Annotated in this window: 22 protein-coding genes; 9 read left to right on the plus strand and 13 right to left on the minus strand. The window is 68.4% G+C overall.

Features of this window, described 5'->3' with window-relative positions:
- The 3 genes from D9601_RS11710 to D9601_RS11720 all read left to right on the plus strand — a co-directional run bounded on the left by D9601_RS11710 (window position 1) and on the right by D9601_RS11720 (window position 1,725).
- Window positions 1-969, plus strand: a complete 969-nt coding sequence (locus D9601_RS11710) for a beta-ketoacyl-ACP synthase III (RefSeq protein WP_198354173.1) — start codon at window positions 1-3, stop codon at window positions 967-969.
- 115 nt (window positions 970-1,084) lie between these two features.
- Window positions 1,085-1,384: an integration host factor subunit alpha gene (locus tag D9601_RS11715; protein WP_198354174.1), complete on the plus strand. Its 300-nt coding sequence runs from the start codon at window positions 1,085-1,087 to the stop codon at window positions 1,382-1,384.
- 5 nt (window positions 1,385-1,389) lie between these two features.
- Window positions 1,390-1,725, plus strand: coding sequence for a MerR family transcriptional regulator (locus D9601_RS11720; RefSeq protein ID WP_198354175.1), 336 nt, complete (start codon window positions 1,390-1,392; stop codon window positions 1,723-1,725).
- A 1-nt stretch (window position 1,726) separates the two neighbouring features.
- Here D9601_RS11720 and D9601_RS11725 read toward each other — a convergent pair whose 3' ends face one another.
- Entirely contained in the window at window positions 1,727-2,338 is a 612-nt protein-coding gene (locus tag D9601_RS11725; RefSeq protein WP_198354176.1) for a TetR/AcrR family transcriptional regulator, read from the minus strand.
- A 156-nt stretch (window positions 2,339-2,494) separates the two neighbouring features.
- On the opposite strand from D9601_RS11725, the gene D9601_RS11730 reads away from it, so the two are divergent.
- Entirely contained in the window at window positions 2,495-4,909 is a 2,415-nt protein-coding gene (locus D9601_RS11730) for a TonB-dependent receptor (RefSeq protein WP_198354177.1), read from the plus strand.
- 83 nt (window positions 4,910-4,992) lie between these two features.
- Window positions 4,993-6,246 carry a spinster family MFS transporter gene (locus D9601_RS11735; RefSeq protein WP_198354178.1) on the plus strand — a complete coding sequence of 418 codons (1,254 nt, stop codon included), beginning with the start codon at window positions 4,993-4,995 and terminating at the stop codon, window positions 6,244-6,246.
- 198 nt (window positions 6,247-6,444) lie between these two features.
- On the opposite strand, the gene D9601_RS11740 is transcribed toward D9601_RS11735, so the two are convergent.
- The 7 genes from D9601_RS11740 to rpmI all read right to left on the minus strand — a co-directional run bounded on the left by D9601_RS11740 (window position 6,445) and on the right by rpmI (window position 13,942).
- Entirely contained in the window at window positions 6,445-7,971 is a 1,527-nt protein-coding gene (locus tag D9601_RS11740) for a peptide chain release factor 3 (RefSeq protein WP_198354179.1), read from the minus strand.
- Between the two features lie 115 nt (window positions 7,972-8,086).
- Window positions 8,087-8,968, minus strand: a complete 882-nt coding sequence (locus tag D9601_RS11745; RefSeq protein WP_198354180.1) for an aldose 1-epimerase family protein — start codon at window positions 8,966-8,968, stop codon at window positions 8,087-8,089.
- 133 nt (window positions 8,969-9,101) lie between these two features.
- Window positions 9,102-11,468: a phenylalanine--tRNA ligase subunit beta gene (pheT, locus tag D9601_RS11750; protein ID WP_198354181.1), complete on the minus strand. Its 2,367-nt coding sequence runs from the start codon at window positions 11,466-11,468 to the stop codon at window positions 9,102-9,104.
- 151 nt (window positions 11,469-11,619) lie between these two features.
- Window positions 11,620-12,744, minus strand: a complete 1,125-nt coding sequence (gene pheS, locus D9601_RS11755; RefSeq protein ID WP_198354182.1) for a phenylalanine--tRNA ligase subunit alpha — start codon at window positions 12,742-12,744, stop codon at window positions 11,620-11,622.
- A gap of 41 nt (window positions 12,745-12,785) precedes the next feature.
- Window positions 12,786-13,094: a GIY-YIG nuclease family protein gene (locus D9601_RS11760; protein ID WP_198354481.1), complete on the minus strand. Its 309-nt coding sequence runs from the start codon at window positions 13,092-13,094 to the stop codon at window positions 12,786-12,788.
- 267 nt (window positions 13,095-13,361) lie between these two features.
- Window positions 13,362-13,727, minus strand: coding sequence for a 50S ribosomal protein L20 (rplT, locus tag D9601_RS11765; protein ID WP_198354183.1), 366 nt, complete (start codon window positions 13,725-13,727; stop codon window positions 13,362-13,364).
- 11 nt (window positions 13,728-13,738) lie between these two features.
- Window positions 13,739-13,942: a 50S ribosomal protein L35 gene (gene rpmI / locus D9601_RS11770; RefSeq protein WP_066489358.1), complete on the minus strand. Its 204-nt coding sequence runs from the start codon at window positions 13,940-13,942 to the stop codon at window positions 13,739-13,741.
- Between the two features lie 201 nt (window positions 13,943-14,143).
- On the opposite strand from rpmI, the gene D9601_RS11775 reads away from it, so the two are divergent.
- Complete coding sequence (locus tag D9601_RS11775; RefSeq protein ID WP_198354482.1) at window positions 14,144-16,249, plus strand: AsmA family protein; 2,106 nt, start codon at window positions 14,144-14,146, stop codon at window positions 16,247-16,249.
- Window positions 16,250-16,406: 157 nt separating this feature from the next.
- On the opposite strand, the gene D9601_RS11780 is transcribed toward D9601_RS11775, so the two are convergent.
- Window positions 16,407-17,219: an inositol monophosphatase family protein gene (locus D9601_RS11780; protein WP_198354184.1), complete on the minus strand. Its 813-nt coding sequence runs from the start codon at window positions 17,217-17,219 to the stop codon at window positions 16,407-16,409.
- A gap of 71 nt (window positions 17,220-17,290) precedes the next feature.
- On the opposite strand from D9601_RS11780, the gene D9601_RS11785 reads away from it, so the two are divergent.
- Together D9601_RS11785 and D9601_RS11790 are read left to right on the plus strand one after the other, a co-directional pair.
- On the plus strand, window positions 17,291-17,827 hold the full coding sequence (locus D9601_RS11785; protein ID WP_198354185.1) for a peroxiredoxin: 537 nt from the start codon (window positions 17,291-17,293) through the stop codon (window positions 17,825-17,827).
- 65 nt (window positions 17,828-17,892) lie between these two features.
- Window positions 17,893-18,954, plus strand: a complete 1,062-nt coding sequence (locus D9601_RS11790; protein WP_198354186.1) for a GGDEF domain-containing protein — start codon at window positions 17,893-17,895, stop codon at window positions 18,952-18,954.
- Between the two features lie 444 nt (window positions 18,955-19,398).
- On the opposite strand, the gene D9601_RS11795 is transcribed toward D9601_RS11790, so the two are convergent.
- Together D9601_RS11795 and D9601_RS11800 are read right to left on the minus strand one after the other, a co-directional pair.
- The gene (locus tag D9601_RS11795; protein ID WP_198354187.1) at window positions 19,399-20,019 is read right to left on the minus strand and encodes a YbhB/YbcL family Raf kinase inhibitor-like protein; all 621 of its coding nucleotides are present in this window, start codon (window positions 20,017-20,019) and stop codon (window positions 19,399-19,401) included.
- A gap of 4 nt (window positions 20,020-20,023) precedes the next feature.
- Window positions 20,024-20,548 carry a hypothetical protein gene (locus D9601_RS11800; RefSeq protein WP_232474061.1) on the minus strand — a complete coding sequence of 175 codons (525 nt, stop codon included), beginning with the start codon at window positions 20,546-20,548 and terminating at the stop codon, window positions 20,024-20,026.
- A gap of 43 nt (window positions 20,549-20,591) precedes the next feature.
- Here D9601_RS11800 and D9601_RS11805 point away from each other — a divergent pair, with 43 nt between their 5' ends.
- A complete protein-coding gene (locus D9601_RS11805; protein ID WP_198354188.1) occupies window positions 20,592-21,008 on the plus strand; it encodes a DUF1810 domain-containing protein in 417 nt (138 codons plus the stop codon).
- 10 nt (window positions 21,009-21,018) lie between these two features.
- Here the strand turns inward: D9601_RS11805 and D9601_RS11810 are convergent, their stop codons facing one another.
- Both D9601_RS11810 and D9601_RS11815 read right to left on the minus strand, forming a co-directional pair.
- A complete protein-coding gene (locus D9601_RS11810; protein ID WP_198354189.1) occupies window positions 21,019-21,366 on the minus strand; it encodes a tRNA-binding protein in 348 nt (115 codons plus the stop codon).
- Window positions 21,353-22,027, minus strand: coding sequence for a glutathione S-transferase family protein (locus D9601_RS11815; protein ID WP_198354190.1), 675 nt, complete (start codon window positions 22,025-22,027; stop codon window positions 21,353-21,355). The genes D9601_RS11810 and D9601_RS11815 overlap by 14 nt, the downstream gene beginning before the upstream one ends.
- Between the last annotated feature and the right edge of the window lie 64 nt (window positions 22,028-22,091).

The following is a 22,091-nucleotide window of genomic DNA, read 5'->3' on the forward strand; positions in this document are numbered from 1 at the left end:
ATGATCCGTTCGGTCCTCCTCGGCACCGGCTCCGCGCTTCCCGCCCGCCGCGTCTCCAACCATGAACTGGCGGAGCAGCTCGACACCAGCGACGAATGGATCGTCGAGCGGACCGGCATTCGCTTCCGCCATATCGCCGCGCCGGGCGAAACCACCGCGACGCTCGCCGCCGATGCGGCGCGTGGCGCGCTCGCCGCGGCGGGGCTGACCGCGCAGGACATCGACCTGATCGTGCTCGCCACCGCGACGCCCGACCAGACCTTTCCGGCGACGGCCACCAAGGTGCAGGCGATGCTCGGCATCGACGACTGCGTCGCCTTCGACGTCGCCGCGGTCTGTTCCGGCTTCCTCTATGCGGTGCAGGTCGCCGATGCCATGCTGCGCTCGGGCGTCCAGCGGCGCGCGCTGGTGATCGGCGCGGAAACGTTCAGCCGCATCCTCGACTGGGAGGATCGCACCACGGCGGTGCTGTTCGGCGACGGTGCCGGCGCGATCGTGCTCGAGGCGCAGGACAGCGCCGATGGCGACGGTCGCGGCATCCTGGCAACGCGCCTGCACGCCGACGGCCGCCACAACGAGCTGCTCTATGTCGACGGCGGCCCGTCGACCACCGGTACCGTCGGCAAGCTGCGGATGAAGGGGCGCGAGGTATTCCGCCATGCCGTGGTCAATCTTGCGGCGGTCATGGCGGAATCGCTCGACATCGCCGGCCTGACGCCCGCGGATGTCGACTGGGTCGTGCCCCATCAGGCGAATGCCCGCATCCTTGATGCGACCAGTCGCAAGCTGGGCCTCCCGGCCGAAAAGGTGGTGGTGACGGTCGACCGCCATGCCAACACCTCTGCTGCGTCGGTGCCGCTGGCGCTGGACACGGCGGTGCGCGACGGCCGTATCGTGACCGGCCAGATCGTCGTGTTGGAAGCGATGGGCGGCGGCTTCACTTGGGGAGCGGCGGTCCTGCGCGTCTGAATTTAGGTCCATCCTGAGTTGATGTCGCTCAATAAAGTCACTTTCGGACGCGATCTTGATGGTGTAACCCGAGGTGGGGTCGGAAAGTGCGGATAGAGTGGGGGCAGACGTGTTGATGAGCACCGCCGGAACGCTGACGCGGGCCGATCTGGCAGAAGCGTTGCATCGCCAGATTGGATTGTCACGAGCCGACTCGGCGAAAATCGTCGAGCAGATCCTAGCTGAAATGTGCGAAGCCTTGTCCCGTGGCGAGAACGTCAAGATCTCGGGCTTTGGCACCTTCGTGCTGCGTGACAAGGGCGCACGCGTGGGGCGCAATCCCAAGACCAAGGAAGAAGTGCCGATTGCGCCGCGGCGGGTCCTGACCTTCCGCGCCAGCCAGATGATGCGCGACCGCATCGTCAACGCCGGCTGAGGCGGGTGGCGTCCGGCGCCTCCAAGGATCTGGGAGCGTTCCGGACGATCGGCGAGGTGTCGCAGGACACCGGCGTCCCGCATCACATCTTGCGCTATTGGGAGGGGCGTTTCCCGCAACTCCGGCCGGTGACACGTGCGGGTAACCGCCGTTACTACCGGCCGGAGGATGTGGCGCTGATCCGGCGGATCGACCGGTTGCTGAACAGCGAGGGCTATACGGTCCGTGGCGTTCAGCAATTGTTCGCGGCGGACGGCGCGGCCGCTGGCGGAGACCGGCTGACGGCGTTGCGGTCGATTCGCGACGTCCTGGCACAGGCGCTCGCCGCCGACGCGCGGTAGCTCAGCGTCGCGCCAGGCCCCGCAACAGAATGGCAGCGGCGGCGGCGACCTCCTCGCTTGACCGATCCTCGCTCCAGACGCCGTAGCGCAGGCCGAGGAAGACGTTCATCCCCATGATCGCCCAGGCGTGGACGTCCGACACGTCGTCGTGCAATTCGCCCCGGGCGGCGGCGGCGCGGAGGCGCTGTTCGATACGGTCGGCAGTGGTGGCATAATGCCGGCGGAAGCTGTCCGGATCGACGAACTCCGACTCGTCGATGATGCGATAAATCTCCTTGTGCGCCCGGACGAAGCCGATGAACGCGATCAGCCCGTCTCGTTCGGCCGTCAGGCCATCTGGCGCTGTGCGCACCGCCGGGGCGACATGGCTGCGAACCTGATCCGACATGTCGCGGACGAGGGCGCGGAAGATCGCGTCCTTGGAGTCGAAATAAGTGTAGAAACTGCCCAGCGCGACACCAGCGCGGCGGGTGATCGCGCTGATCGAGGCATCATGGAATCCGCGCTCGCCAAATTCCGCCGCCGCCGCATCCAGCAGGCTGCGTAGCGTACGACGACCACGTTCGGTCCGAGGTGTCTTGTCGCCAGCGGCGGGCGTTGCCGTGTCCGTCATCGTGATGCCTTGCGGCCCCTCTCCACCCGGCCGATCCGTGTTACGATGATCAAGTTGAATCCCGGTTCAGGTTTCAGTATAGACGTTGGTTACGGCGTACAACCCGGATCAACCGGGTGCGGCAAGGGCCGCAGGCGTCGACAGGAGGGGTTGGTTATGAAGGCGCTGCGCACGTCGACGACACTCAAGCTGGGCGTGGCGTTCGCCGCGCTCTCAGCGGCACCGGCGATGGCACAGGTCGCGCCGACCGACTCCGCGACGACGAGCCAGGACGGCGCCGCCGCAGCCCAGAGCGCGCCGGACACGACCAACGTCGCCGCGCAGGACACCGCCGACATCGTCGTCACCGCACGCCGCCGTGCCGAGACGTTGCTGTCGGTGCCGATCGCCGTCACCGCCTTTACCGCCGACAAGTTGGAAAAGTCGGGGGCGATCGACCTGACCGACATCCAGAACACCACGCCCAATACGACGTTGAAGACCGCGCGCGGTTCGAATTCGACGCTTGCCGCCTTCATCCGTGGCGTTGGCCAGCAGGATCCGGTGCCGGGGTTCGAGGCCGGGATCGGCATCTATCTCGACGACGTCTATCTCAACCGCCCGCAGGCGGCGGTGCTGGACATTTACGACGTCGACCGGATCGAGGTGCTGCGCGGACCGCAGGGGACGCTGTACGGGCGCAACACGATCGGCGGCGCGGTCAAATACGTCACCAAGCGATTGCCCGACACGCCCGAGGTGCGGGTCAAGGCGAGCTACGGCAGCTACAATCAGGCCGATGCGGTGGTCGCGCTGTCGACGCCGATCGGCGACATGCTCAAGGTCGGCGTCGCCGGCGCGCGGCTCAGCCGGGACGGGTTCGGGCGCAACACCAATCTCAACATCGACAATTACAACAAGGACATCTGGGCCGCGCGCGGCACCGTCGAGTTCGAGAGCCCGGACACGCGCTTGTTCGTCCGGATCACCGGTGATTACACGCACGACACCAGCAACCCGCGCAACGGCCACCGCCTGATCCCCGGCCTCGCCAGCGGCGCACCAGTACTGGCCAACGTCTTTGACACGCAGGCCGGGCTCAACATTCCGCGTCAGAACATCGAGGCGGGCGGCCTGTCGATGACGGTCAACGCCAAGCTGACCGACGCGCTGACGCTGCGCAGCATCAGCGCCTATCGCGAGGACACGTCCTTCACCCCGATCGACTTCGACGCCTTGCCGGCGGTCGACGTCGACGTGCCGGCGGTCTACCGCAACAAGCAGACCAGCCAGGAATTCCAGCTGCTCTATAGCTCCGACAAGCTGAATGGCCTGATCGGCTATTATTATCTCGGCGCCAAGGCGACGACCGGCTTCGGCGTATTGCTGTCGACCACCGTGCCCGGCCTCGACGCCTATACCGCCGGCGACGTGCGAACGGAGACGTCGTCGGTCTATGGCGACTTCACCTTCGACTTCACCCCGCAGCTCAGTCTGTCGCTGGGTGGCCGCTATACGTGGGACGAGCGCCAGTCGTACATCTTCAAGGCCAATTACATCGGCCTGACGCCCGAGTTCGGCGGCACGCCGGTGCCGTTCCTCGGCACGCCCCCTTCGACCAATTTCCGTGGTACGGCCAATTTCCGGCGCTTCACGCCGCGCGCCTCGCTGAGCTTCAAGCCGGGCGAGAACCATCTCCTCTATGCCTCCTATTCGGAAGGCTTCAAGGGTGGCGGCTTCGACCCGCGCGGGTCGGGCACGTCGGCGCCGATCAGCAATCCCGCGGCAGGCCGGAGCTATCAGGACATCTACAACTTCCTGCTGTTCCGGCCCGAAAGCGTGACCAGCTATGAGATCGGCTGGAAGGGCGCCGCGCTGGACAAGCGGCTGACCTGGGCGCTGGACGGTTTCTATTCCGACTATACCGACGTCCAGGTGCCCGGCTCGGTCGGCTGTTTGGTCGGCGGCGTGCAGACCTTCTGCGGCATCACCACCAACGCCGCCAAGGCGCGGATCAAGGGCGTCGAGCTGGAGACCAATGCGATCCTCGCCCGCGATTTCGCCGGCGTCGGATCCTCGTTCAGCCTGGCCGGGACGATGGGCTATATCGACGCCAGATATCGCCGCTTCATCGGCCCGACCGGGGTCGACGTCGCCAATGTCCGGGTCTTCCAGAACACGCCGGACTGGACCGCATCGGGCACCGCCACCGCGGCGCTGCCGGTCGGGCCGGGGCTGGTCACCGCCAATACCACCGTCTCCTATCGCAGCCTGACCCACCAGTTCGAGACGGCGAGCCCGTTCCTCGACCAGCCGGGCTATACCTTGTGGGATGCCGGCCTCACCTATGCCTTTGGCGAGGGGCGGCGCTATTCGGTCGGCGTCTACGGCCGCAACCTGACCGACAAGCGCTACAAGACCAGCGGCTATCAATATATCAAGACCGACATCGCGGGCACGCCGCTCAACGCCGCCAACCAGCCGATCACCAACGGCACCGGCTATGTGCCGACGCTCGGCAAGGAAGGCGTCGCCACCGCCTTCTACGGCGCCCCGCGGCAGGTGTTCGGTACGTTCACAGCGCGGTTTTGATTTGACGGGGGGCGACAAGTCCGGCTGACTTGTCGCCCTCACCCCGCCTGCATCGGATGGGCGGGGGAGGCAGGAGACCCGCGATGACCAGCACGACCCGACCCCGTTATCCGGCGCTGGTGCTGGCGATGCTATTGCTCGTCTACACGTTCAACTTCCTCGACCGGCAGATCCTCGGCATCCTTGCCCAGCCGATCAAGCAGGACCTGGGCCTGAGCGATGCGCAGTTCGGTGCGGTCGGCGGCCTCGCCTTCGCCCTGCTGTATTCCGGATTGGGCGTGCCGCTCGCCTATCTTGCCGATCGCACCAGCCGCAGCCGCGTGATCGCCGGCGCGCTGACGGTGTGGAGCGTCTTCACCGCCCTGTGCGGGCTGGCGACGGGATACTGGCAGCTGTTCCTGTGCCGATTGGGCGTCGGCGTCGGCGAGGCGGGGGGCGTGGCGCCGTCCTATGCGCTGATCGCGGACTATTATCCGCCCGAGCGGCGCGCACGGGCTCTCGCCATCTATTCGCTCGGCATCCCGGTCGGGCTGGCGGCGGGCACGTTGCTCGGCGCCTATATCGCGGCGCTGGTCGAATGGCGCACGGCGTTCCTCGTCGTCGGCATCGCGGGCGTGATCCTTGCTCCCATCTTTCTGTGGATCGTACGCGATGCGCCGCGCGAAGCGGGCACCGCCGCCGCGCCGCAACCGGTGGGCGCGGTCTTCGCGATCCTGGCGGGGAAGCCGACCTTCTGGCTGCTCGCCTTCGCCGCGTCGTTCAGTTCGCTGTGCGGTTATGGCCTGGCGCTGTGGACGCCGTCGATCCTCATGCGCAGCTTCGACTTCGGCCTGATCGAGACCGGGCAGTTCATGGGATCGCTACTGTTGATCGGCGGCACGATCGGCGTGTTCGCGGGCGGCTGGCTGGCGGACCGGCTGGGGACGGGGAACCGCGGCTGGTACGCCAGGCTGCCGGCGATCGCCTGGCTGATCTCCGCGCCGACCTTCGCTGCGGGGTTCCTCAGCCCATCGCCATGGGTGGCGTGGCCGCTGTTGCTGATCCCCAATGCGCTCAACATCCTGTGGCTGGGACCGATCACCACCGCGGTCCAGCATCTGGTCCCGCGATCGATGCGCGCGACCGCGTCGGCGAGCTTCCTGCTGATCAACAACCTGATCGGTATGGGCGTCGGGCCATTGTTGATGGGCCGACTGTCTGATGCGCTGAAGGCGACGCATGGCGTCGATGCGCTGCGCTATGCGGCGACGCTGTGCCTCGGCTTCTACGTGCTCGCCGCGCTGCTGGGGCTGCTGGCGGTGCGCTTCCTGCGTCGCGACTGGGTGGACGAGGCGTAAGTCCCTACACACGTACCGTCGCGCCGAAGGATCGCACTGGGCAAGATGCTGACGTGTGGCGCGATTTCCGCGAGTCTTGACAGAATTGACGCCTGAACGCGCAAAGTCGCCTTCTTCCCCAAGACGGTATTTTACAGACAATGAGAAAGAGCGGGCGGACGCGGCGATCCTACACCCCCGCCGCCTTGTAGGACAGCGTCAGCGCTCGCGCGTCGCGAGGAAGCGGACCTTGGGATAGCGGTCGGCGACATAACCGACTTCCCAGGCGCTCTTGGCAAGGAACACCGGATTGCCGTCGCGATCCTTGGCCATCGCCGCGCGGTTGAGGTCCATGAACGCCTTGAGATCGGCGGGATCGTCCGCCGCGATCCAGCGCGCCGTGTCATAGGGGGCGGGCTCCAGTCCGGCGGCGACCTTATATTCCGCATCAAGGCGCGACAGCAGCACGTCGAGCTGCAGCTGGCCGACGACGCCAATGATCCAGTTGCTGCCGATCTCCGGGTAGAAGACCTGGGTCACGCCCTCCTCGGCCATGTCGTCCAGCGCCTTGCGCAACTGCTTGGTCTTGGTCGGGTCCTTGAGCGCGACGCGGCGCAGGATCTCCGGCGCGAAATTGGGCAGGCCGGTGAAGCGGACATCGGCCTTCTCGCTCAACGTGTCGCCGACGCGCAGCGTGCCGTGGTTGGGGATGCCGATGATGTCGCCCGGAAAGGCCTCGTCCGCCACCTCGCGGTTCTGCGCGAAGAACAGGATCGGGGAGTGGACGGCGATCGGCTTGCCGTGACCGGTGGGGGTCAGCTTCATGCCGCGCTTGAAGGTGCCCGAGCACAATCGCATGAAGGCGATGCGATCGCGGTGATTGGGGTCCATGTTGGCCTGGACCTTGAACACGAAGCCGGTGACCTCGCCATTGTCGGGGCTGACCGGCGCCGGCTCGGCAGGCTGGGCGCGCGGCGGCGGGGCGTGTTCGGCCAGCGCGGCGATCAGCTCGGCCGGGCCGAAATCCTTGAGCGCGGAGCCGAAGAAGACGGGCGTCAGATCGCCGTGACGATAGGCGGCTGGATCGAAGGCGGCATAGCCGACCTGCGCCAGCTCGATCTCCTCGGCGACGTCGTCGGGCAGGGTCGGGTCCTGCTCCACCTTGCCCTGGAAGGTGCGGCTGTCGCCCTCCGGCCGGGTAATGCGGTTGGTGGTGAGGTCGAGGATGCCCTGGAACGTGCCGCCCATGCCGACCGGCCAGGTCATCGGGCAGACATCGAGTGCGAGCATGTCGGCGATCTCGTCGAGCAGCTCGAACACCGGCCGGCCCTCGCGGTCGACCTTGTTGACGAAGGTGATGATCGGCACCGAGCGCAGGCGGCAGACCTCGAACAATTTGCGCGTCTGCGGTTCGATGCCCTTGGCGGCGTCGATCACCATGATCGCCGAATCGACCGCGGTCAGCGTGCGGTAGGTGTCCTCCGAAAAATCCTCGTGGCCCGGCGTATCGAGCAGGTTGAAGGTGATGCCGTCATGCTCGAACGTCATCACCGACGAGGTGACGGAGATGCCGCGCTGCTGCTCGATCTTCATCCAGTCCGACCGCGCCCGGCGATTGGCCCCGCGCGCCTTGACCTCGCCGGCGAGATGGATCGCGCCACCGAAATAGAGCAGCTTTTCGGTCAGCGTCGTCTTGCCGGCGTCGGGGTGGGAAATGATCGCGAAGGTGCGGCGGGGGGAGGTCATTCATCGTCTTTCGTCATGCCGGACTGGTTCCGGCATCCACGGTGCCGCCATCGTCACTGGGGCGGCATATGCGGGACGGTGGACCCCGGAACAAGTCCGGGGTGACGGCGTGGGGCTAGGGCACCAACGTCACGCTCATCCGGATGTGCTTGGTGTCGCCGGGTGCGACCTCGAACACGCCGGGCTTGGCGCGGAACTCGCCGTCATAGCCTTCGGGATCGGCGATGCCGTGCCATGGCTCGACGCAGACATAGGCCGCGCCGGGCTTGGTCCAGATGCCGAGCTTGGGCGTATCGGGGAAGGCGATGTCGAGTACCGGGCCCTGCGCCGCGCCATAGGTGACGGCTTGCGAGCGGATATGATCCCAGACCAAAGCATCGTCGGTGAACAAATCGTCGCGCAACAACAGCTCGCGGCCATCGAGCGGCGACGGGCGCGTCGTCGCGGCGATCAGGCCGTCGGGGGCGATTTCGCGCAGCGCGTCGGGCTCGTCGGCCTCGAAGGTGATGCGGTGCGCGGCGCGCTCCTCGCCATAGGGCAAAGGCCAGGCGAAGGCGGGGTGGAAGCCGAAGCTGGCGGGCAGGGCGACATCGCCGGTGTTGATCACGCGCGCCTCGACCGCCAGCGTCGCGCCCTCGACCGCGAAGGCGATCTCCAGCCGGAAGGCGAAGGGGTAGTTGGCGCGCGTTTCCTCGCTGTCGGTCAGCGCGAAGACGGCGCGATCCTCGCTCGCCTCGACGACGTCGAACAGCGAATGGCGGGCGAAGCCATGCTTGGGCATCGGATAGCTCTGGCCGTCGAGCCGGATCTGCAGGCCGTTGGTGACGCCGATCACCGGGAAGAGGATCGGCGCGCGGCCGGTCCAGAAGGCGGGGTCGGCGTTGGTCATCAGCTCGCGACCCTCGCTGTCCTCGAGGTGCGACAGCTCGGCACCGAAGGGATTGATCGCCGCGGTGAGCGCGGCGGAGCGGATGCGGATCATCTGGCGGTCGGTCATGCGCTAATCCTGTCAGTTGCGACGGCCCTCACCCTTCCGGCGCTTCGCGCCTCCCTCCCTCTCCCAATGGGAGAGGGAAGGGGCCCGCCCGGCGCAGCCGGGTGGGAAGGGTGAGGGCCGTCGTTCTCTTCGCTCAACCCCTGAGCACCGCGCCCTGTTTCGCGGCCGCCGCCACCACCTTGTCGGCGATCCCCTTCAGCGCCTCGTCGGTGAAGCTCTTGTCGGTCGGCTGCAGCACCACCTCGACCGCGACCGACTTCATGCCCGGTTCGACCCCGGTGCCGGTGAAGACGTCGAACACGCGCGCCGCGGTGATCGCCGCCTTGTCGGCGCCGCGCACGCTGCGCACCAGGGCGTCGGCGCTGACCGCCTCGGGAACCAGAAAGGCGAAGTCGCGGCGGACCGACTGAAGCGCCGGCGGGGCGAAGGCCGGCCGCATGAAGCCGGTAGCCCCGCGCCTGGCCGGCAGCGCGTCGAGGTACAGCTCGACCGCGGCGATGCCGCCGTCGAGGTCGAACGCCTTGAGCAGGCTCGGGTGCAGCATGCCGAAGCGCGCCAGGATCGTCTTCGGCCCGAGGCGCAGCGTGCCCGACTGGCCGGGGTGCCAGGCGTCGCCGGTCTCGCCCATGACTTGCAAATTGTCGACCGGCGCCCCGGCGGCGGCGAGCAGCGCCAGCGCCTCCGCCTTGGCGTCAAAGGCGTCGAAGCCCGCCGCCTTGCCCGCCCGCCAGCCGCGATCGCGGGCGTTGCCGGCGAGAACGAGGCCGAGCGTCGGATGCTCGCCGTCGGCGAGGTAGCGGCGACCGATCTCGAACAGGCGCACCGCGGCAGCGCCGCGCGCGAGGTTGCGGCGGGTGGCGGAGAGCAGGCCGGGCAGCAGCGACGGGCGCATGACCTTGAGGTCCTCGCTGATCGGATTGGCGAGGCTCCAGGCGCCGCCGCCGAACGGCGCGGCTTCGGCATCGGAGACGAAGCTCCAGGTCACTGCCTCGTCTAGCCCGCGCGCGGCGGCGGCGCGGCGGACGCGGCGCTCCAGCTTCTGCTGCGGCGTCGCGGTCGGCTTCGCCACGCCGGGGACGCGGGGCAGCGGCACGGGCGCGACCTTGTCGATCCCCTCGATGCGGATCACCTCCTCGACCAGATCGGCGGGCCCGTCGATGTCGCGCCGCCACGTCGGCGGCGTCACCTGCCAGTCGTCGGTGACCGTGAAGCCGAGTGATTCGAGGATCGCGCGCTGCCGTTCCGGCGCGATGGCGAGGCCGCCCAGCGTCTCCGCCCGCGCCGGATCATAGGCGTAGGTGCGCATCGTCAGCGGCGGCTGGCCGGCGCGGGTGACGGTGCTGGCGCTGCCGCCGCAATATTCGAGCACGAGGAAGGTGGCGATGGCGAGGCCGTCGTCGAGGAAGGCCGGATCGACGCCGCGTTCGAAGCGCTGGCGCGCGTCGCTGGTCAGGCTGAGCGCCTGACCGGTGCGCGCGATCGCATCGGGGGCGAAATAGGCGCATTCGATGACGACGTCGGTGGTCGCTTCCGACACGCCCGAATGCGCGCCGCCCATGATGCCGCCGATATCGTGCACCGCGACGTCGTTGGCGATGACGGTCATGCCCTCGGCGAGCGCATAGGTCTTGCCGTTGAGCGCCTCGACGCTCTCGCCCGCGCGTGCCTGGCGGGCGACGAGGCCGCCCGACAGCTTCGCCTTGTCATAGACATGGAGGGGGCGGCCGAGATCGACGGTGAGATAGTTGGTGATGTCGACCAGGGTCGAGATCGGCTTCTGGCCGATCGCGGTCAGGCGGCTGCGCATCCATTCGGGCGAGGCGCCGTTGCGGAGGCCGCGCACCTCCTGCGCATAAAAGGCGGGGCAGCCCGCCGCATCCTCGATGCGGACGTCGGGGCCGGGGCCTTCGCCGGGGACGTCGGGGACGGTCGGCGCGACGAGCGTCCCCAGCCCCGCGGCGGCGAGGTCGCGCGCGATGCCGTGGACACCCATGCAATCCTGGCGGTTGGGCGTGATCGCTACGTCGATCACAGGATCGTCGAGCCCGGCGTAATCGGGGTAGGGCGTGCCGATCGGCGCATCCTCGGGCAGTTCGATGATGCCGTCATGGCCTTCGCCGACCTGCAGCTCGCGCGCCGAGCACATCATCCCGTTCGATTCGACGCCGCGGATCGCCGCGACCTTCAGCGTCACGTCGAGGCCGGGGACATAGGCACCGGGCGCGCCGAACACGCCGACCAGGCCGGCGCGGGCATTGGGGGCGCCGCACACCACCTGCATCGGCCCGTCACCCGCGTCGACGGAGAGGACCTGCAGCTTGTCCGCCTGCGGATGGCGTGTCGCGGACAGGATGCGCGCGACGCGAAAGGCCTTCAGCGCCGCGCCGGGATTGTCGACGCCCTCGACCTCGAGCCCGATGCGGGTCAGCGCGTCGAGGATCTCCTCGAGGCTCGCATCGGTGGTCAGGTGGTCCTTGAGCCAGGAAAGGGTGAACTTCATCGGAACGTTCCGTTCTTGTCGTCATCCCGGCGAACGCCGGGACCCATGGATGCGACCGGCCCGGAGGCTGGCGATCCCGTGTCATCATGCGCCGCGCCCTGTCCATGGGTCCCGGCGTGCGCCGGGATGACGGACGGGGCGTGGTGCAGGCTCAGGCGGCGACGCCGACGCCGCCCGACAGGGTCGGCACGTCGAGCGCGGCGAAGCCGTAATGCTTCAGCCAGCGGATATCGCCGTCGAAGAAGGGCCGGAGGTCGTCCATGCCGTATTTGAGCATGGCGAGCCGGTCGATGCCGCAGCCGAAGGCGAAGCCCTGCCATTCGTCGGGATCGAGGCCGCAGGCGGCGATCACCTTCGGGTGAACCATGCCGCTGCCGAGCACCTCCATCCAGCCGCCTCCCGATCCGCCGATGACGCGCTTGCCCTTCTCGATCGTATAGCCGACGTCGACCTCGGCCGAGGGTTCGGTGAAGGGGAAATAGCTCGGCCGCAGGCGCAGGACGATGTCGTCGCGCTCGAAGAACGCCTTGAGGAAGGTCTCCAGCGTCCATTTGAGGTGACCGAGCGTGATCCCCTTGTCGATCACCAGCCCCTCGACCTGATGGAACATCGGCGTGTGCGTCGCATCCGAGTCCGAGCGATAGGTGCGGCCCGGCGCGATGATGCGGATCGGCGGCTGCTGCTCCAGCATCGTGCGGATCTGCACCGGACTGGTATGGGTGCGCAGCAGCGAGAAGGTGGCGCGCTCGTCGAACGTGCCCGCGGCCTTCGCCTCCTGGCCCTGCTGCAGGTAGAAGGTGTCGTGCATCGCACGCGCCGGATGGGTGTCCGGAATGTTGAGCGCGCTAAAATTGTGCCAGTCGGTCTCGATCTCCGGTCCGGTGGCGACCGCGAAGCCGAGGTCGGCGAAAATCTCGGCGAGTTCGTCCATCACCTGGCTGACCGGGTGGACGGTGCCCGCGAGCGGCGCGTCGACCGGCAGCGTCATGTCGAGCGTCTCGGCGGCGAGGCGCGCGTCGAGCGCGGCGCGTTCCAGCGCGGCCTTGCGGGACTGAATCGCGTCGGTGACGGATTCGCGCAAGCCGTGGATGCGCGGGCCTTCGGCCTGGCGTTCCTCGGGACTCATCTTGCCGAGCGTCTTCAGCAACTGGGTGATGCTGCCCTGCTTGCCGAGCGCCTCGACGCGCAAGGATTCGAGGGCGTCGAGCGTCTCGCTCTGCCGGATGCGGTCGAGCAGTTGGTTCGGGTCGAGATCGGCCACGTCACACTCCGTCATTCCCGCGCAGGCGGGAATCCAGATGTCCTGCCGGTCGGGGCTTAAGCGTCCCGCTCGCCACGGGACTTGATCGTCAGCGGCTCAAAGCCGAGGCCGATGGCAAGGTCAACCCAATCGGGGTTGGAGCCCTCGATCAGCCGCGTCTTCCAGTCGCGGTTCCACTTCTTCAACTGCTTCTCACGGCGGATGGCGGCTTCCATGTCGGACGCCATCTCGAACCAGACGAAGCGCTTGATGGCATAGCGTTTGGTAAAGCCGGGAATGACGCCATCGCGGTGCTGCTGGACGCGCACGAGCAGGTTCGAAGTGACGCCGATGTAGAGGGTGCCGTGCCGTCCGCTGGCGAGCATGTAGACGCACGGTTGCTTCGCATCCACGCCCTTCCCCCTTGGTCATTCCCGCGGAGGCGGGGGCCCAGACTGGCTGGCCTTTGTGACGTCCACAAGAACCTGCGCGTCTGGATCCCCGCCTGCGCGGGGATGACGGTTGGGGGGGGCGGGGTGCGCCGTCCCGGCTTCCGCCGGGATGACGGAATAGGAGGATCGCCCCCAAACGAAAAGGGCGCCGGTGTCGCCACCAGCGCCCCTTCGTGTCGGGCGTAACCGCTACAGGCGCGCTCAGGCGGCCTGGGGCAGGGCCGCCTTCGCCTGGGCGATGATCGCGGTAAAGGCTTCACCCTCGTGCATCGCGATGTCGGCCAGCACCTTCCGGTCGAGTTCGATGCCGGCGAGCTTCAGCCCGTGCATGAACTGCGAATAGGTCAGACCCTCGGCGCGGACGCCGGCGTTGATGCGCTGGATCCACAGGCCGCGGAACGTGCGCTTCTTCACCTTGCGGTCGCGATAGGCGTACTGGCCGGCCTTCTCCACCGCCTGGCGGGCGATGCGGATCGTGTTCTTGCGACGGCCGTAATAGCCCTTCGCCTGATCCAAAATCCTCTTGTGCTTGGCCTTGGTCGTCGTGCCGCGCTTCACTCGTGCCATTGTTCAGCTCCTCAGTTCAGGCCGTACGGCGCCCAGGCCTTCACCGTCGCGGTGTCGGCCTTCGACAGCACCGTGGTGCCGCGGTTCTGGCGGATGTACTTGCCGTTGTGGCTGATCAGGCGGTGGCGCTTGCCGGCGACGCCGTGCTTCAGCTTGCCGGTGGCGGTGAGCTTGAAGCGCTTCTTGACGCCGCTCTTCGTCTTGAGCTTGGGCATTTTGATCCTTTCGATGTGAGCGGCGCTTGAACAGCCGCGGCAGCCCTTGATGGCCGGGCCGTTCGTCCACGCGTCGCTCGGGAAGCTGCGCCCCTTAGCCATGTCGATCGGCAAAAGCAACCGATGCGGAACCGGAACGAGCCGCAGACGCTTGGATGCCTTGCGATGGATCAATCCGCCCCCACCGCCCCGTCCGCCGACATGGCCCCCGTCACGCCTGTCGTCACGCCGGTTGGCCCTACGCCGCGTCGCGCGCGCGGGTGGCGGATCGCCCGCAACGTCGCGCTCGGCCTGTTCGCGGCCGTCTTCGCAGTCTGGCTGATCCTGTTCGTCACCAAGGGGCGCTTCCTCAAGCATACGTTCGAGTCGATCGTCGGCCGGCTGACCCACCGCGAGGTCAAGGTCGCGGGCGATTTCCAGCTCTATTTCGCGCCGCTGCAGATCAAGTTCGCCGCGCAGGGGCTGAGCATCAGCAACCCTGGCTGGGCCAGCCAGCCCGATCTGTTCCGCGCCGAGTCGCTCGATTCGCGGATCGCGCCGCTGTCGCTGCTGTTCGGCACGCGGCGCTTCTACTGGTTGACCCTGACCAACGGCGCGATCGACCTGGAATGGCTGCCCGATCACAGCGCCAACACCTGGACGTTCAGCGAGAAGAAGGGCGGCAAGCCCTTCCCCTTCCCGCGCATCGACCGTGCCACCGTCACCGGCACGACGGTGCGCTATCGCGACCCGCGGCTGCGCCTGCTCGCCGACATGCGGATCGATCCGATCCGATCGACCGATGCGCGGATCGGCGATGCGGTCGGCGTGACCGGGCGTGGGCTGATCCGCGGCACCCCCTTTGCGATGGCCGCCAAGCTGCTGTCGCCCAACCAGACGGTGGCGCGCGGGCAGAACCAGCTGGTGCTGACCGCACGGACGAACGGCAATGTCGTCGACGTGACCGGCACCTTGCCCAGCCTCGCGGCTTTCGAGGGCGTGCCGTTGCAGACGCGCGCGCGCGGGCGCGACCTGTCGACGCTGCTCGCCGTCATCGGCGTCGTCATCCCGCGCACCCGCGATTACCATTTGAAGGCGCAGCTGGTGCAGCAGGGGCCGCAATATCGCTTCACGCACCTGTCCGGCACCTTCGGCGACAGCGACGTCGCCGGCGTGCTGACGATCACCAACGGGACGCGGCTGCATCTCGATTCGACGCTGACCACGCGGCGGCTCGACATCGTCGATGCGGCGCCGTTCATCGGCTACAATCCCGACATCGTCGCCACGCAGGGCGCGCAGGCGGCCGCCGCCGCCACCGGTGCGGCGCCGCAGCGGCTCCTGCCCGATGCAGCGCTGCCGGTGGCGACGATGCGGCGCTTCGACGCCGACCTGAAATGGCGGATCGCCGCCGTGCGGTCGCGCCGGGTGCCGATCAGCGACGTCGACCTGACGCTGGCGCTGAAGGACGGGCGGCTGGCATTGTCGCCGATGTCCTTCGCGATGGCGCGTGGCAACGTCGCCGCCGACGTGGTGTTCGACACGCGCCAGCGACCGGCCGCCGACCGCTACGACATCCGCCTGGCGCCGACGCCGATGGGGCGGCTGCTCGCCGGCTGGGGCGTCGCGGAGGCGGGGACCACCGGCATCGTCAAGGGGCGCATCCAGCTGAGCGGGCGCGGCGATTCCGTGCATGACTCGCTCGCCAGCGCGCACGGCCGGATCGCCTTCGTGCTGCCGGCGGGATCGATGTGGACGCGCAACGCGCAACTGTCCGAGCTCGACATCGGCGTCTTCGTGCAGAAGATGTTCGAAAAGGAATTGAAGGAGCCGGTCCAGATCAATTGCGGGCTGATCGGCTTCACCGTGCGGAGCGGCGTCGCGGCGGCGGACCCGATCCTGATCGATACCAGCAAGAACGTCATCACCGGTCGTGGCGGCTTCAGCTTCCGCAACGAGACGGTCGACCTGGCGGTGCGCGCCGACGGCAAGCAGTTCAGCCTGTTCTCCGGTCAGTCGCCGGTGGGGATCGGCGGCACCTTCGCGCATCCGTCGCTGGCGGTGATCAGCCCGCAGCTGCTGGCGCGCGCCGGCGCCGGACTGGGCCTGGCGGTGGTGGCGACGCCGCTGGCGGGTATTCTCGCCTTCGTCGACGTCGGCGACGCCAAGGCGGCGGCGTGCGGTCCGGTGCTGGCGGGCGCGGACGCGCGGGCGCAGCGCACCACCAAGGGCAAGCCGCGCACCGATGTCGGCAACGGCACCCCCGCCAAGAGCGGCGACGGCGGCGAGACCAAGGCGCAGCGCAAGAAGTTTCTGGGGATCTTCTGAGGCGGAGGGCACAGGGATACTGCCATTCTCCCCCTCGCTCGTCATCCCCGCGAAGGCGGGGATCCAGACGCGTAGGTCCTCGATAGGGCCGCGGCGCTAGCGCCTCTGGATTCCCGCTTCCGCGGGAATGACGAGGGTCGATGCCCGGGTGACTGTGTCAGTGATCGTGATCGTGCGCGGTGGCGCGCAGCGCCTCCAGCACGTCGTCGGTGCGCGCCGGATCGCCGATCGCCAGGACATGGCCGTCGCTGGCGGCGGTGAGCGGTTCGCCGTTCCAGTCGCACATCCGCCCGCCTGCGCCCTCGACCACCGGCACCAGCGCGGCGAAATCGTAGAGCTGCAGACCACTTTCCGCGACCACGTCGAGGTGGCCGCTCGCCAGCAGGCCGTAATTGTAGCAGTCGCCGCCATAGACCGGGCCCTGGCGTGCGTGCCCGCCGGATGCGGCGGCGACCAGCGCCATATAATGCGGCACGTCGCCGTCGGCGAACAGATGCGGGCTGGTGGTGGCGACGATCGCCCCCTCCAGCGCGGCGCAGGCGCGGGTGCGCGCGGGGCGGCCGTTGAAGCTGGTCGGTCGGCCGGCGACGCCGAGCCAGCGTTCACGCTGCACCGGCTGGTCGATGATGCCGAGCACCGGCCAGCCGTCCTCGACCAGGGCGATCAGCGTGCCGAAGATCGCGCGGCCGACGGTGAAGCTGCGCGTGCCGTCGATCGGGTCGAGCACCCATTGCCGGCCGGTGACGCCGTCCTTGTTGCCATATTCCTCGCCGATCACGCCGTCGCCGGGCGCCTCCGCATCGAGCAGGCGGCGCATCGCCGCCTCCGCCTCGCGATCGGCGCGGGTCACGGGGCTATGGTCGGCCTTGACCTCGCCGCCGAAATCGGACCGGAAATAGGGGCGGATGACGGCGCCGGCGGCATCGGCGAGACGCTGGGCGAGGGCGAGATCGGCGGGGGTGACCGGCATCCGACCATGCCTAGTGCGGCGCGTCGCATCGCGCTAGATTGCGCGACCGTATATCCGTGGAAGGATCGACCATGCGCCTGTTTCCCGCCGCCGCCGCGCTCGCGCTGATCGCCGCGCCCGCCTTTGCCGCACTGACCACCGGCGCCAAGGCGCCCGATTTCGAGACGCGCGGTGCGATCGCGGGCAAGGTGGTGCCGATCCACCTCGCCGAGGCGCTGAAGAAGGGGCCGGTGGTGCTGTACTTCTTCCCGGCGGCGTTCACCGGCGGCTGCAATGCCGAGGCGCATGCCTTCGCCGAGGCGATCCCCGCGTTCAAGAAGGCGGGCGCGACGGTGATCGGCATGTCGGCGGACGACGTGCCGACGCTGCAGCGCTTCTCGTCGGAGAAATGCGCCGGCCAGTTCGCGGTGGCGAGCGCGGGGCCCAAGGTCGTGCAGGGCTATGACGTCGCGATGCAGGGTGGCCCGGCCGGGCGCCAACTGACGACGCGGACCAGCTATGTGATCGGCAAGGACGGTCGCGTCGCCTTCGTCCACGACGATCGCGATCCGGCCCAGCATGTCGCGCTGACGCTGGCCGCGGTGCAAAAAATGGTTCGCACGCGCTGACCTATCTCAACGCATTACTAACCTATGGCCGCTAGGCATCGGCGGCGAATATCGGGGGGAACGGCATGCGCGGTCCGGCGGCGGCGAGGAAAGGCGGTGAGGGTGACGTGTTCACCCGCATCGGCGCTTTCCTGGCGCAGCACGGCCTAAGCCCCGAACCGGCGCATTACATGTTCGCCTATACGATCGTCACCGAACCCGACGGCGTCATCGCCCAGGCGGTGGCGCGGCTGACCGACGGCGGCTTCCGGTTGAGCCGGCGCGACATCGAGACGCTGGGCGGTACCGTCGTGGCCGGGGCGCCGATCGCCGCGGAACCCGTCGCTCCACCGCCCACCGAGCCGAGCCACGCCGACCTGCTCGAGGACGCGGCGGTGCGACTCGTTGCCGAAACGCAGGCGCAGGTCGACGATTTCGCGACGATGATGCGCGCGATGCAGGACGAGACGCGCGGCTTTGGCCGCGACCTGGCACAGAGTGCGGCGACGCTGGAGCGGCCGCGCGGCAGCGTGGCGGATGGGCTGGGCGAGATCGCCCGGATCACCGGCACGATGCTGGCGCGCGTGCGCGAGGCGGAGGCGCGGCTGGCCAGCGCGACGCACGAGGCGGATGCGTTGCGCACCAAATTGGCGGAAGCCAACGACACGGCGCGCCGCGATGCGTTGACCGGCCTGCCCAATCGGCGCGCCTTCGAAGAGGCGTTCGCGGTGCGCGACGAGCGCGACGCGCCCTATTGCCTGGCGGTGTGCGACATCGACCGGTTCAAGCGGATCAACGACGTCCATGGCCATCCGGTCGGCGATCGCGTGCTGAGCGCCGTCGGGCGGGCGCTGGCCGAGGAATGCCGCGGGCAATTGGTGGTGCGCCACGGCGGCGAGGAATTCGCCATCCTGCTGCACGGCATCACGCTGGCCGATGCGGCGAGCCACCTCGACTTCGTGCGTAGCGTCGTCGCCGGCAAGCGTTTCCGTGTGCGTGAGAGCGACTCCGCCATCGGCCAGGTGACGCTGTCGATCGGCATCACCGCGGTGCAGGCGGGCGAATCAAGCGCCGCGGCATTCGATCGGGCCGACCGGTTGCTCTATACCGCTAAGGCCGAGGGCCGCGACCGGGTGTGCGCCGCCTGATCCTGGCGTGAATTGCCGACATCGCTGGCGAAGAATCCCAACTGTCGACGACTGTTTTTGAGAAAGCCGGCAAAAACAAGCATTTATAGAAGTTGGCACGGCTCATGCGATGACCTTTGCATCGGGCGCCGGATGGTCCGGCCGCGATACAAAAGGGATCACCGTCATGTTTCTCCGCTTCGAAACCGCTCAGCGCGCCGCCGTCTCGATGATCGTCGCGCTCGCCTTCGCCGCCGTCGCCGTCAGCGCCGCCGTCCCCGTCCTGCCGATCGCCTGATCGCCATGTTGATCCGGAGACTTGCCATGTACCGCAGCCTGTTTCTCGGCCTCGCGTCCTTCGCCACCACCGTCCTCGTCATCGCCAGCCAGGGCGGCCTCCACACCGTCTGACCCGGCCGACCGGCCCGGCGTCACCGCCGGGCCAGGGCCCCGCGCGATGCGCGATCAGGCGGTCGCCGCCGCCCCCGCCGGTCCGATCGGCGCTTCCTCCTCCCGACCATAGGTGCCGACCAGCACCCCCGCGGCGAGCACATGGCCCGCCATCGCCTTGACCACCGCGCCGCGCCCCGGGGTCGCGCCGGGATCCCCCGCGGCCGCGTCGAGCGCGAACAATTGGAAGGCATAGCGATGGCTACCGTGCCCGGTCGGCGGATCGGGCGGCAACCAGCCTTCGGCGAAATAGCTGTTGCGGCCAACGTCGCGCGCGGCCGTGCCGTCGCCGTCGGCGACGATCGCGCCTTCCTCCAGCCGTCCGGCATCCGCGGGCAGGCCCCAGACGATGGCATGGACCAGCGGCTGCGGCGCCGGCGCGTCGGCGTCCTCGACGATCAGCACCAGCGACGCCGTGCCCTCCGGCGGCGTGCCCCAGGTCAGCGGCGGGGACACGCCCGCACCGTCCGCGGTGAAGCGCGGCGGCAACCGGCCGCCATCGGCAAAGGCGGGGCTGGTCAGTTCCAGCGCGCTGATGCCGTGGCCGATGTCCCGGCGCGCAATAACGAGTTTCTCACTGCCGGCACGTACCGCGGCGAGCGCCTTGCCAAGCCAGGCGGGGATATGTTCCAGCATCGCGTCAGGCCTGCGGACAGTCGCCGGGGCGACGCTTCGGCATCGATCCAGCATACCAGGCGCTGGCGGTGCCCATCGTCGCGGCATCGTGCCAGCATGCCTCGCCCTTCGACCCGTCGGCCGCCACCAGGAACGTCCAATTCTGGTCGGCGCAATCGTGCGGCGTGCAACCATGGGCGGCAAGGCGGCCGTCCGCCATGCGGACGATCGGCACCGACACCGCGTCGCGGCTGGTGATGCGGTGGCGCAATTGCTGATCGGCGACCGCATCGACCAGCGCCTGGGCGACCTCCGTCCGGTCGTAGAAGGCGACGCCGGCGACCGCATCGTTCGGATATTTGCCGACATAGTTGGTCAGTGGCGCGACTTGCGCCTGACCGGGCAGCGGCTTCGCTTTCTGCATCGGCGGCGGGACGAAGGCGGCGGCCGCGGCATCGTTGTTCGCCACCGCGGCCTCGCGATGACCGCAGCCGGTGGCGAGAAGGGCCAGCGTCAGCAGGCCGGCGGCGCGCAGGGGAATCGGCATCATCGAGCGGGAACGCAGCAGCCCGCCGGACAGTTGCGCGGCCGTGATGACCGATCTGACCCGATTCGTGACGGCCCAGGCCAGCCTCTACGCCCAGGCGCTCGGCGAATTGCGACGCGGGCGCAAGACCAGCCACTGGATGTGGTTCGTCTTCCCGCAGATCGCCGGACTGGGGCGGAGCGAGACGGCACGCTTCTACGCGATCCGCTCGGCGGACGAGGCGCGCGCCTATCTGGCGCACCCCGTGCTCGGGGCGAGGCTGGTCGAAGCGACCGCGGCGGTCACGGCGGCACCGGGCAGCGCGGAGGCGGTGCTGGGCGCGATCGATGCGGTCAAGCTGCGCTCGTCGATGACGTTGTTCGCCGCGGTGGCGGACGATCCCGCGCCGTTCCGCGCGGCGTTGGATCGGTTCTTCGACGGTCGGGACGATCCCGCGACGCTCGCCCTGCTGGCGCAGGGCTGAGCGCGGTCGATCAGAACAGCCGGCCGCCGTTGGGCACGGGCAGGCTGGGGCCGATCAGCACGACCTTGCCATCGGCATCGGGGAAGCCGAGCGTCAGCACCTCCGACATGAACGGCCCGATCTGGCGCGGCGGGAAATTGACCACCGCGGCGACCTGTCGGCCGACCAGCGTCTCCGGCGCGTAATGATCGGTGATTTGGGCGGAGGATTTCCTGATCCCGATCTCGTCGCCGAAATCGATGCGCAGCTTGATCGCCGGCTTGCGCGCCTCGGGAAACGGTTCGGCCGCGACGATCGTGCCGACGCGGATGTCGACCCGCTCGAAGTCCGCGAAGGTGATGGGATCAGAAGTCGACATTGTCGTAATGCGCCGGTGGACCGATCAACTCCATGCGCTCGGACAGTAGCGGGCGGAAGCTCGGCCGGCTCTTCAGCCCGCGATACCAGCGCGCGGTCTGCTCATGCCCCTTCCAGTCGATGCCGCCGAGATAATCGGCGACCGAAATCTGCGCCGCGGCGGCAAGATCGGCGAGGCTCATCGTCGCGCCGCCCAGCCAATTGCGATGGTCGAGCAGATAATCGGTGTAATCGAGGTGGCTGACCGCCGCCTTCATCGCCTCGCGCAGGCCCTTGGCATCGGGCGCGGCGCGGTGGGCGAGCCGCTTGACGACGCGCTCGTGCAGCAGCGGGCCGGTGACGTCGCGATAGAAATGCGTGTCGAACCAGCTGACCAGCCGGCGGATCTCCGCCCGGTTGGCGGCGGTGCCGTTGATCGTCGCCGCTTTGTCGACTGTTTCCTCGAAATATTCGCAGATCGCCATCGAATCGATCAGCGGCGCGCCGGGGCGACTGGCGTCGACCATCACCGGCGTCTCGCCGGCGGGGTTCATGTCCATGAACTCGTCGCGCCGGTCCCACGGCGATTCGCGCACCAGCTCATAGCCGACGCCCTTCTCGCCGAGCAGCAGCCGCACCTTGCGGCTGAACGGGCACAGGGGGAATTGGTAGAGCTGCCACATGACGGAGTCCCTTAGGCCATGCGGGCGGGGAAGGTGAAGGGTCTGCGTGCCCTCTGACATCCGT

This window comes from Sphingomonas sp. MA1305, assembly GCF_016107325.1.
GTDB lineage: Bacteria > Pseudomonadota > Alphaproteobacteria > Sphingomonadales > Sphingomonadaceae > Sphingomonas.

Bases quoted from the DNA above. Each gene is read 5' to 3' on its own strand.
- D9601_RS11710 (WP_198354173.1), top strand. From the start codon at position 1: ATGATCCGTTCGGTCCTCCTCGGCACCGGCTCCGCGCTTCCCGCCCGC.
- D9601_RS11715 (WP_198354174.1), top strand. From the start codon at position 1,085: ATGAGCACCGCCGGAACGCTGACGCGGGCCGATCTGGCAGAAGCGTTG.
- D9601_RS11725 (WP_198354176.1), bottom strand. From the start codon at position 2,338: ATGACGGACACGGCAACGCCCGCCGCTGGCGACAAGACACCTCGGACC.
- D9601_RS11730 (WP_198354177.1), top strand. From the start codon at position 2,495: ATGAAGGCGCTGCGCACGTCGACGACACTCAAGCTGGGCGTGGCGTTC.
- D9601_RS11735 (WP_198354178.1), top strand. From the start codon at position 4,993: ATGACCAGCACGACCCGACCCCGTTATCCGGCGCTGGTGCTGGCGATG.
- D9601_RS11740 (WP_198354179.1), bottom strand. From the start codon at position 7,971: ATGACCTCCCCCCGCCGCACCTTCGCGATCATTTCCCACCCCGACGCC.
- D9601_RS11745 (WP_198354180.1), bottom strand. From the start codon at position 8,968: ATGACCGACCGCCAGATGATCCGCATCCGCTCCGCCGCGCTCACCGCG.
- pheT (WP_198354181.1), bottom strand. From the start codon at position 11,468: ATGAAGTTCACCCTTTCCTGGCTCAAGGACCACCTGACCACCGATGCG.
- pheS (WP_198354182.1), bottom strand. From the start codon at position 12,744: ATGACGGAGTGTGACGTGGCCGATCTCGACCCGAACCAACTGCTCGAC.
- D9601_RS11760 (WP_198354481.1), bottom strand. From the start codon at position 13,094: ATGCTCGCCAGCGGACGGCACGGCACCCTCTACATCGGCGTCACTTCG.
- rplT (WP_198354183.1), bottom strand. From the start codon at position 13,727: ATGGCACGAGTGAAGCGCGGCACGACGACCAAGGCCAAGCACAAGAGG.
- rpmI (WP_066489358.1), bottom strand. From the start codon at position 13,942: ATGCCCAAGCTCAAGACGAAGAGCGGCGTCAAGAAGCGCTTCAAGCTC.
- D9601_RS11775 (WP_198354482.1), top strand. From the start codon at position 14,144: ATGGCCCCCGTCACGCCTGTCGTCACGCCGGTTGGCCCTACGCCGCGT.
- D9601_RS11780 (WP_198354184.1), bottom strand. From the start codon at position 17,219: ATGCCGGTCACCCCCGCCGATCTCGCCCTCGCCCAGCGTCTCGCCGAT.
- D9601_RS11785 (WP_198354185.1), top strand. From the start codon at position 17,291: ATGCGCCTGTTTCCCGCCGCCGCCGCGCTCGCGCTGATCGCCGCGCCC.
- D9601_RS11790 (WP_198354186.1), top strand. From the start codon at position 17,893: ATGCGCGGTCCGGCGGCGGCGAGGAAAGGCGGTGAGGGTGACGTGTTC.
- D9601_RS11795 (WP_198354187.1), bottom strand. From the start codon at position 20,019: ATGCTGGAACATATCCCCGCCTGGCTTGGCAAGGCGCTCGCCGCGGTA.
- D9601_RS11800 (WP_232474061.1), bottom strand. From the start codon at position 20,548: ATGATGCCGATTCCCCTGCGCGCCGCCGGCCTGCTGACGCTGGCCCTT.
- D9601_RS11805 (WP_198354188.1), top strand. From the start codon at position 20,592: ATGACCGATCTGACCCGATTCGTGACGGCCCAGGCCAGCCTCTACGCC.
- D9601_RS11810 (WP_198354189.1), bottom strand. From the start codon at position 21,366: ATGTCGACTTCTGATCCCATCACCTTCGCGGACTTCGAGCGGGTCGAC.
- D9601_RS11815 (WP_198354190.1), bottom strand. From the start codon at position 22,027: ATGTGGCAGCTCTACCAATTCCCCCTGTGCCCGTTCAGCCGCAAGGTG.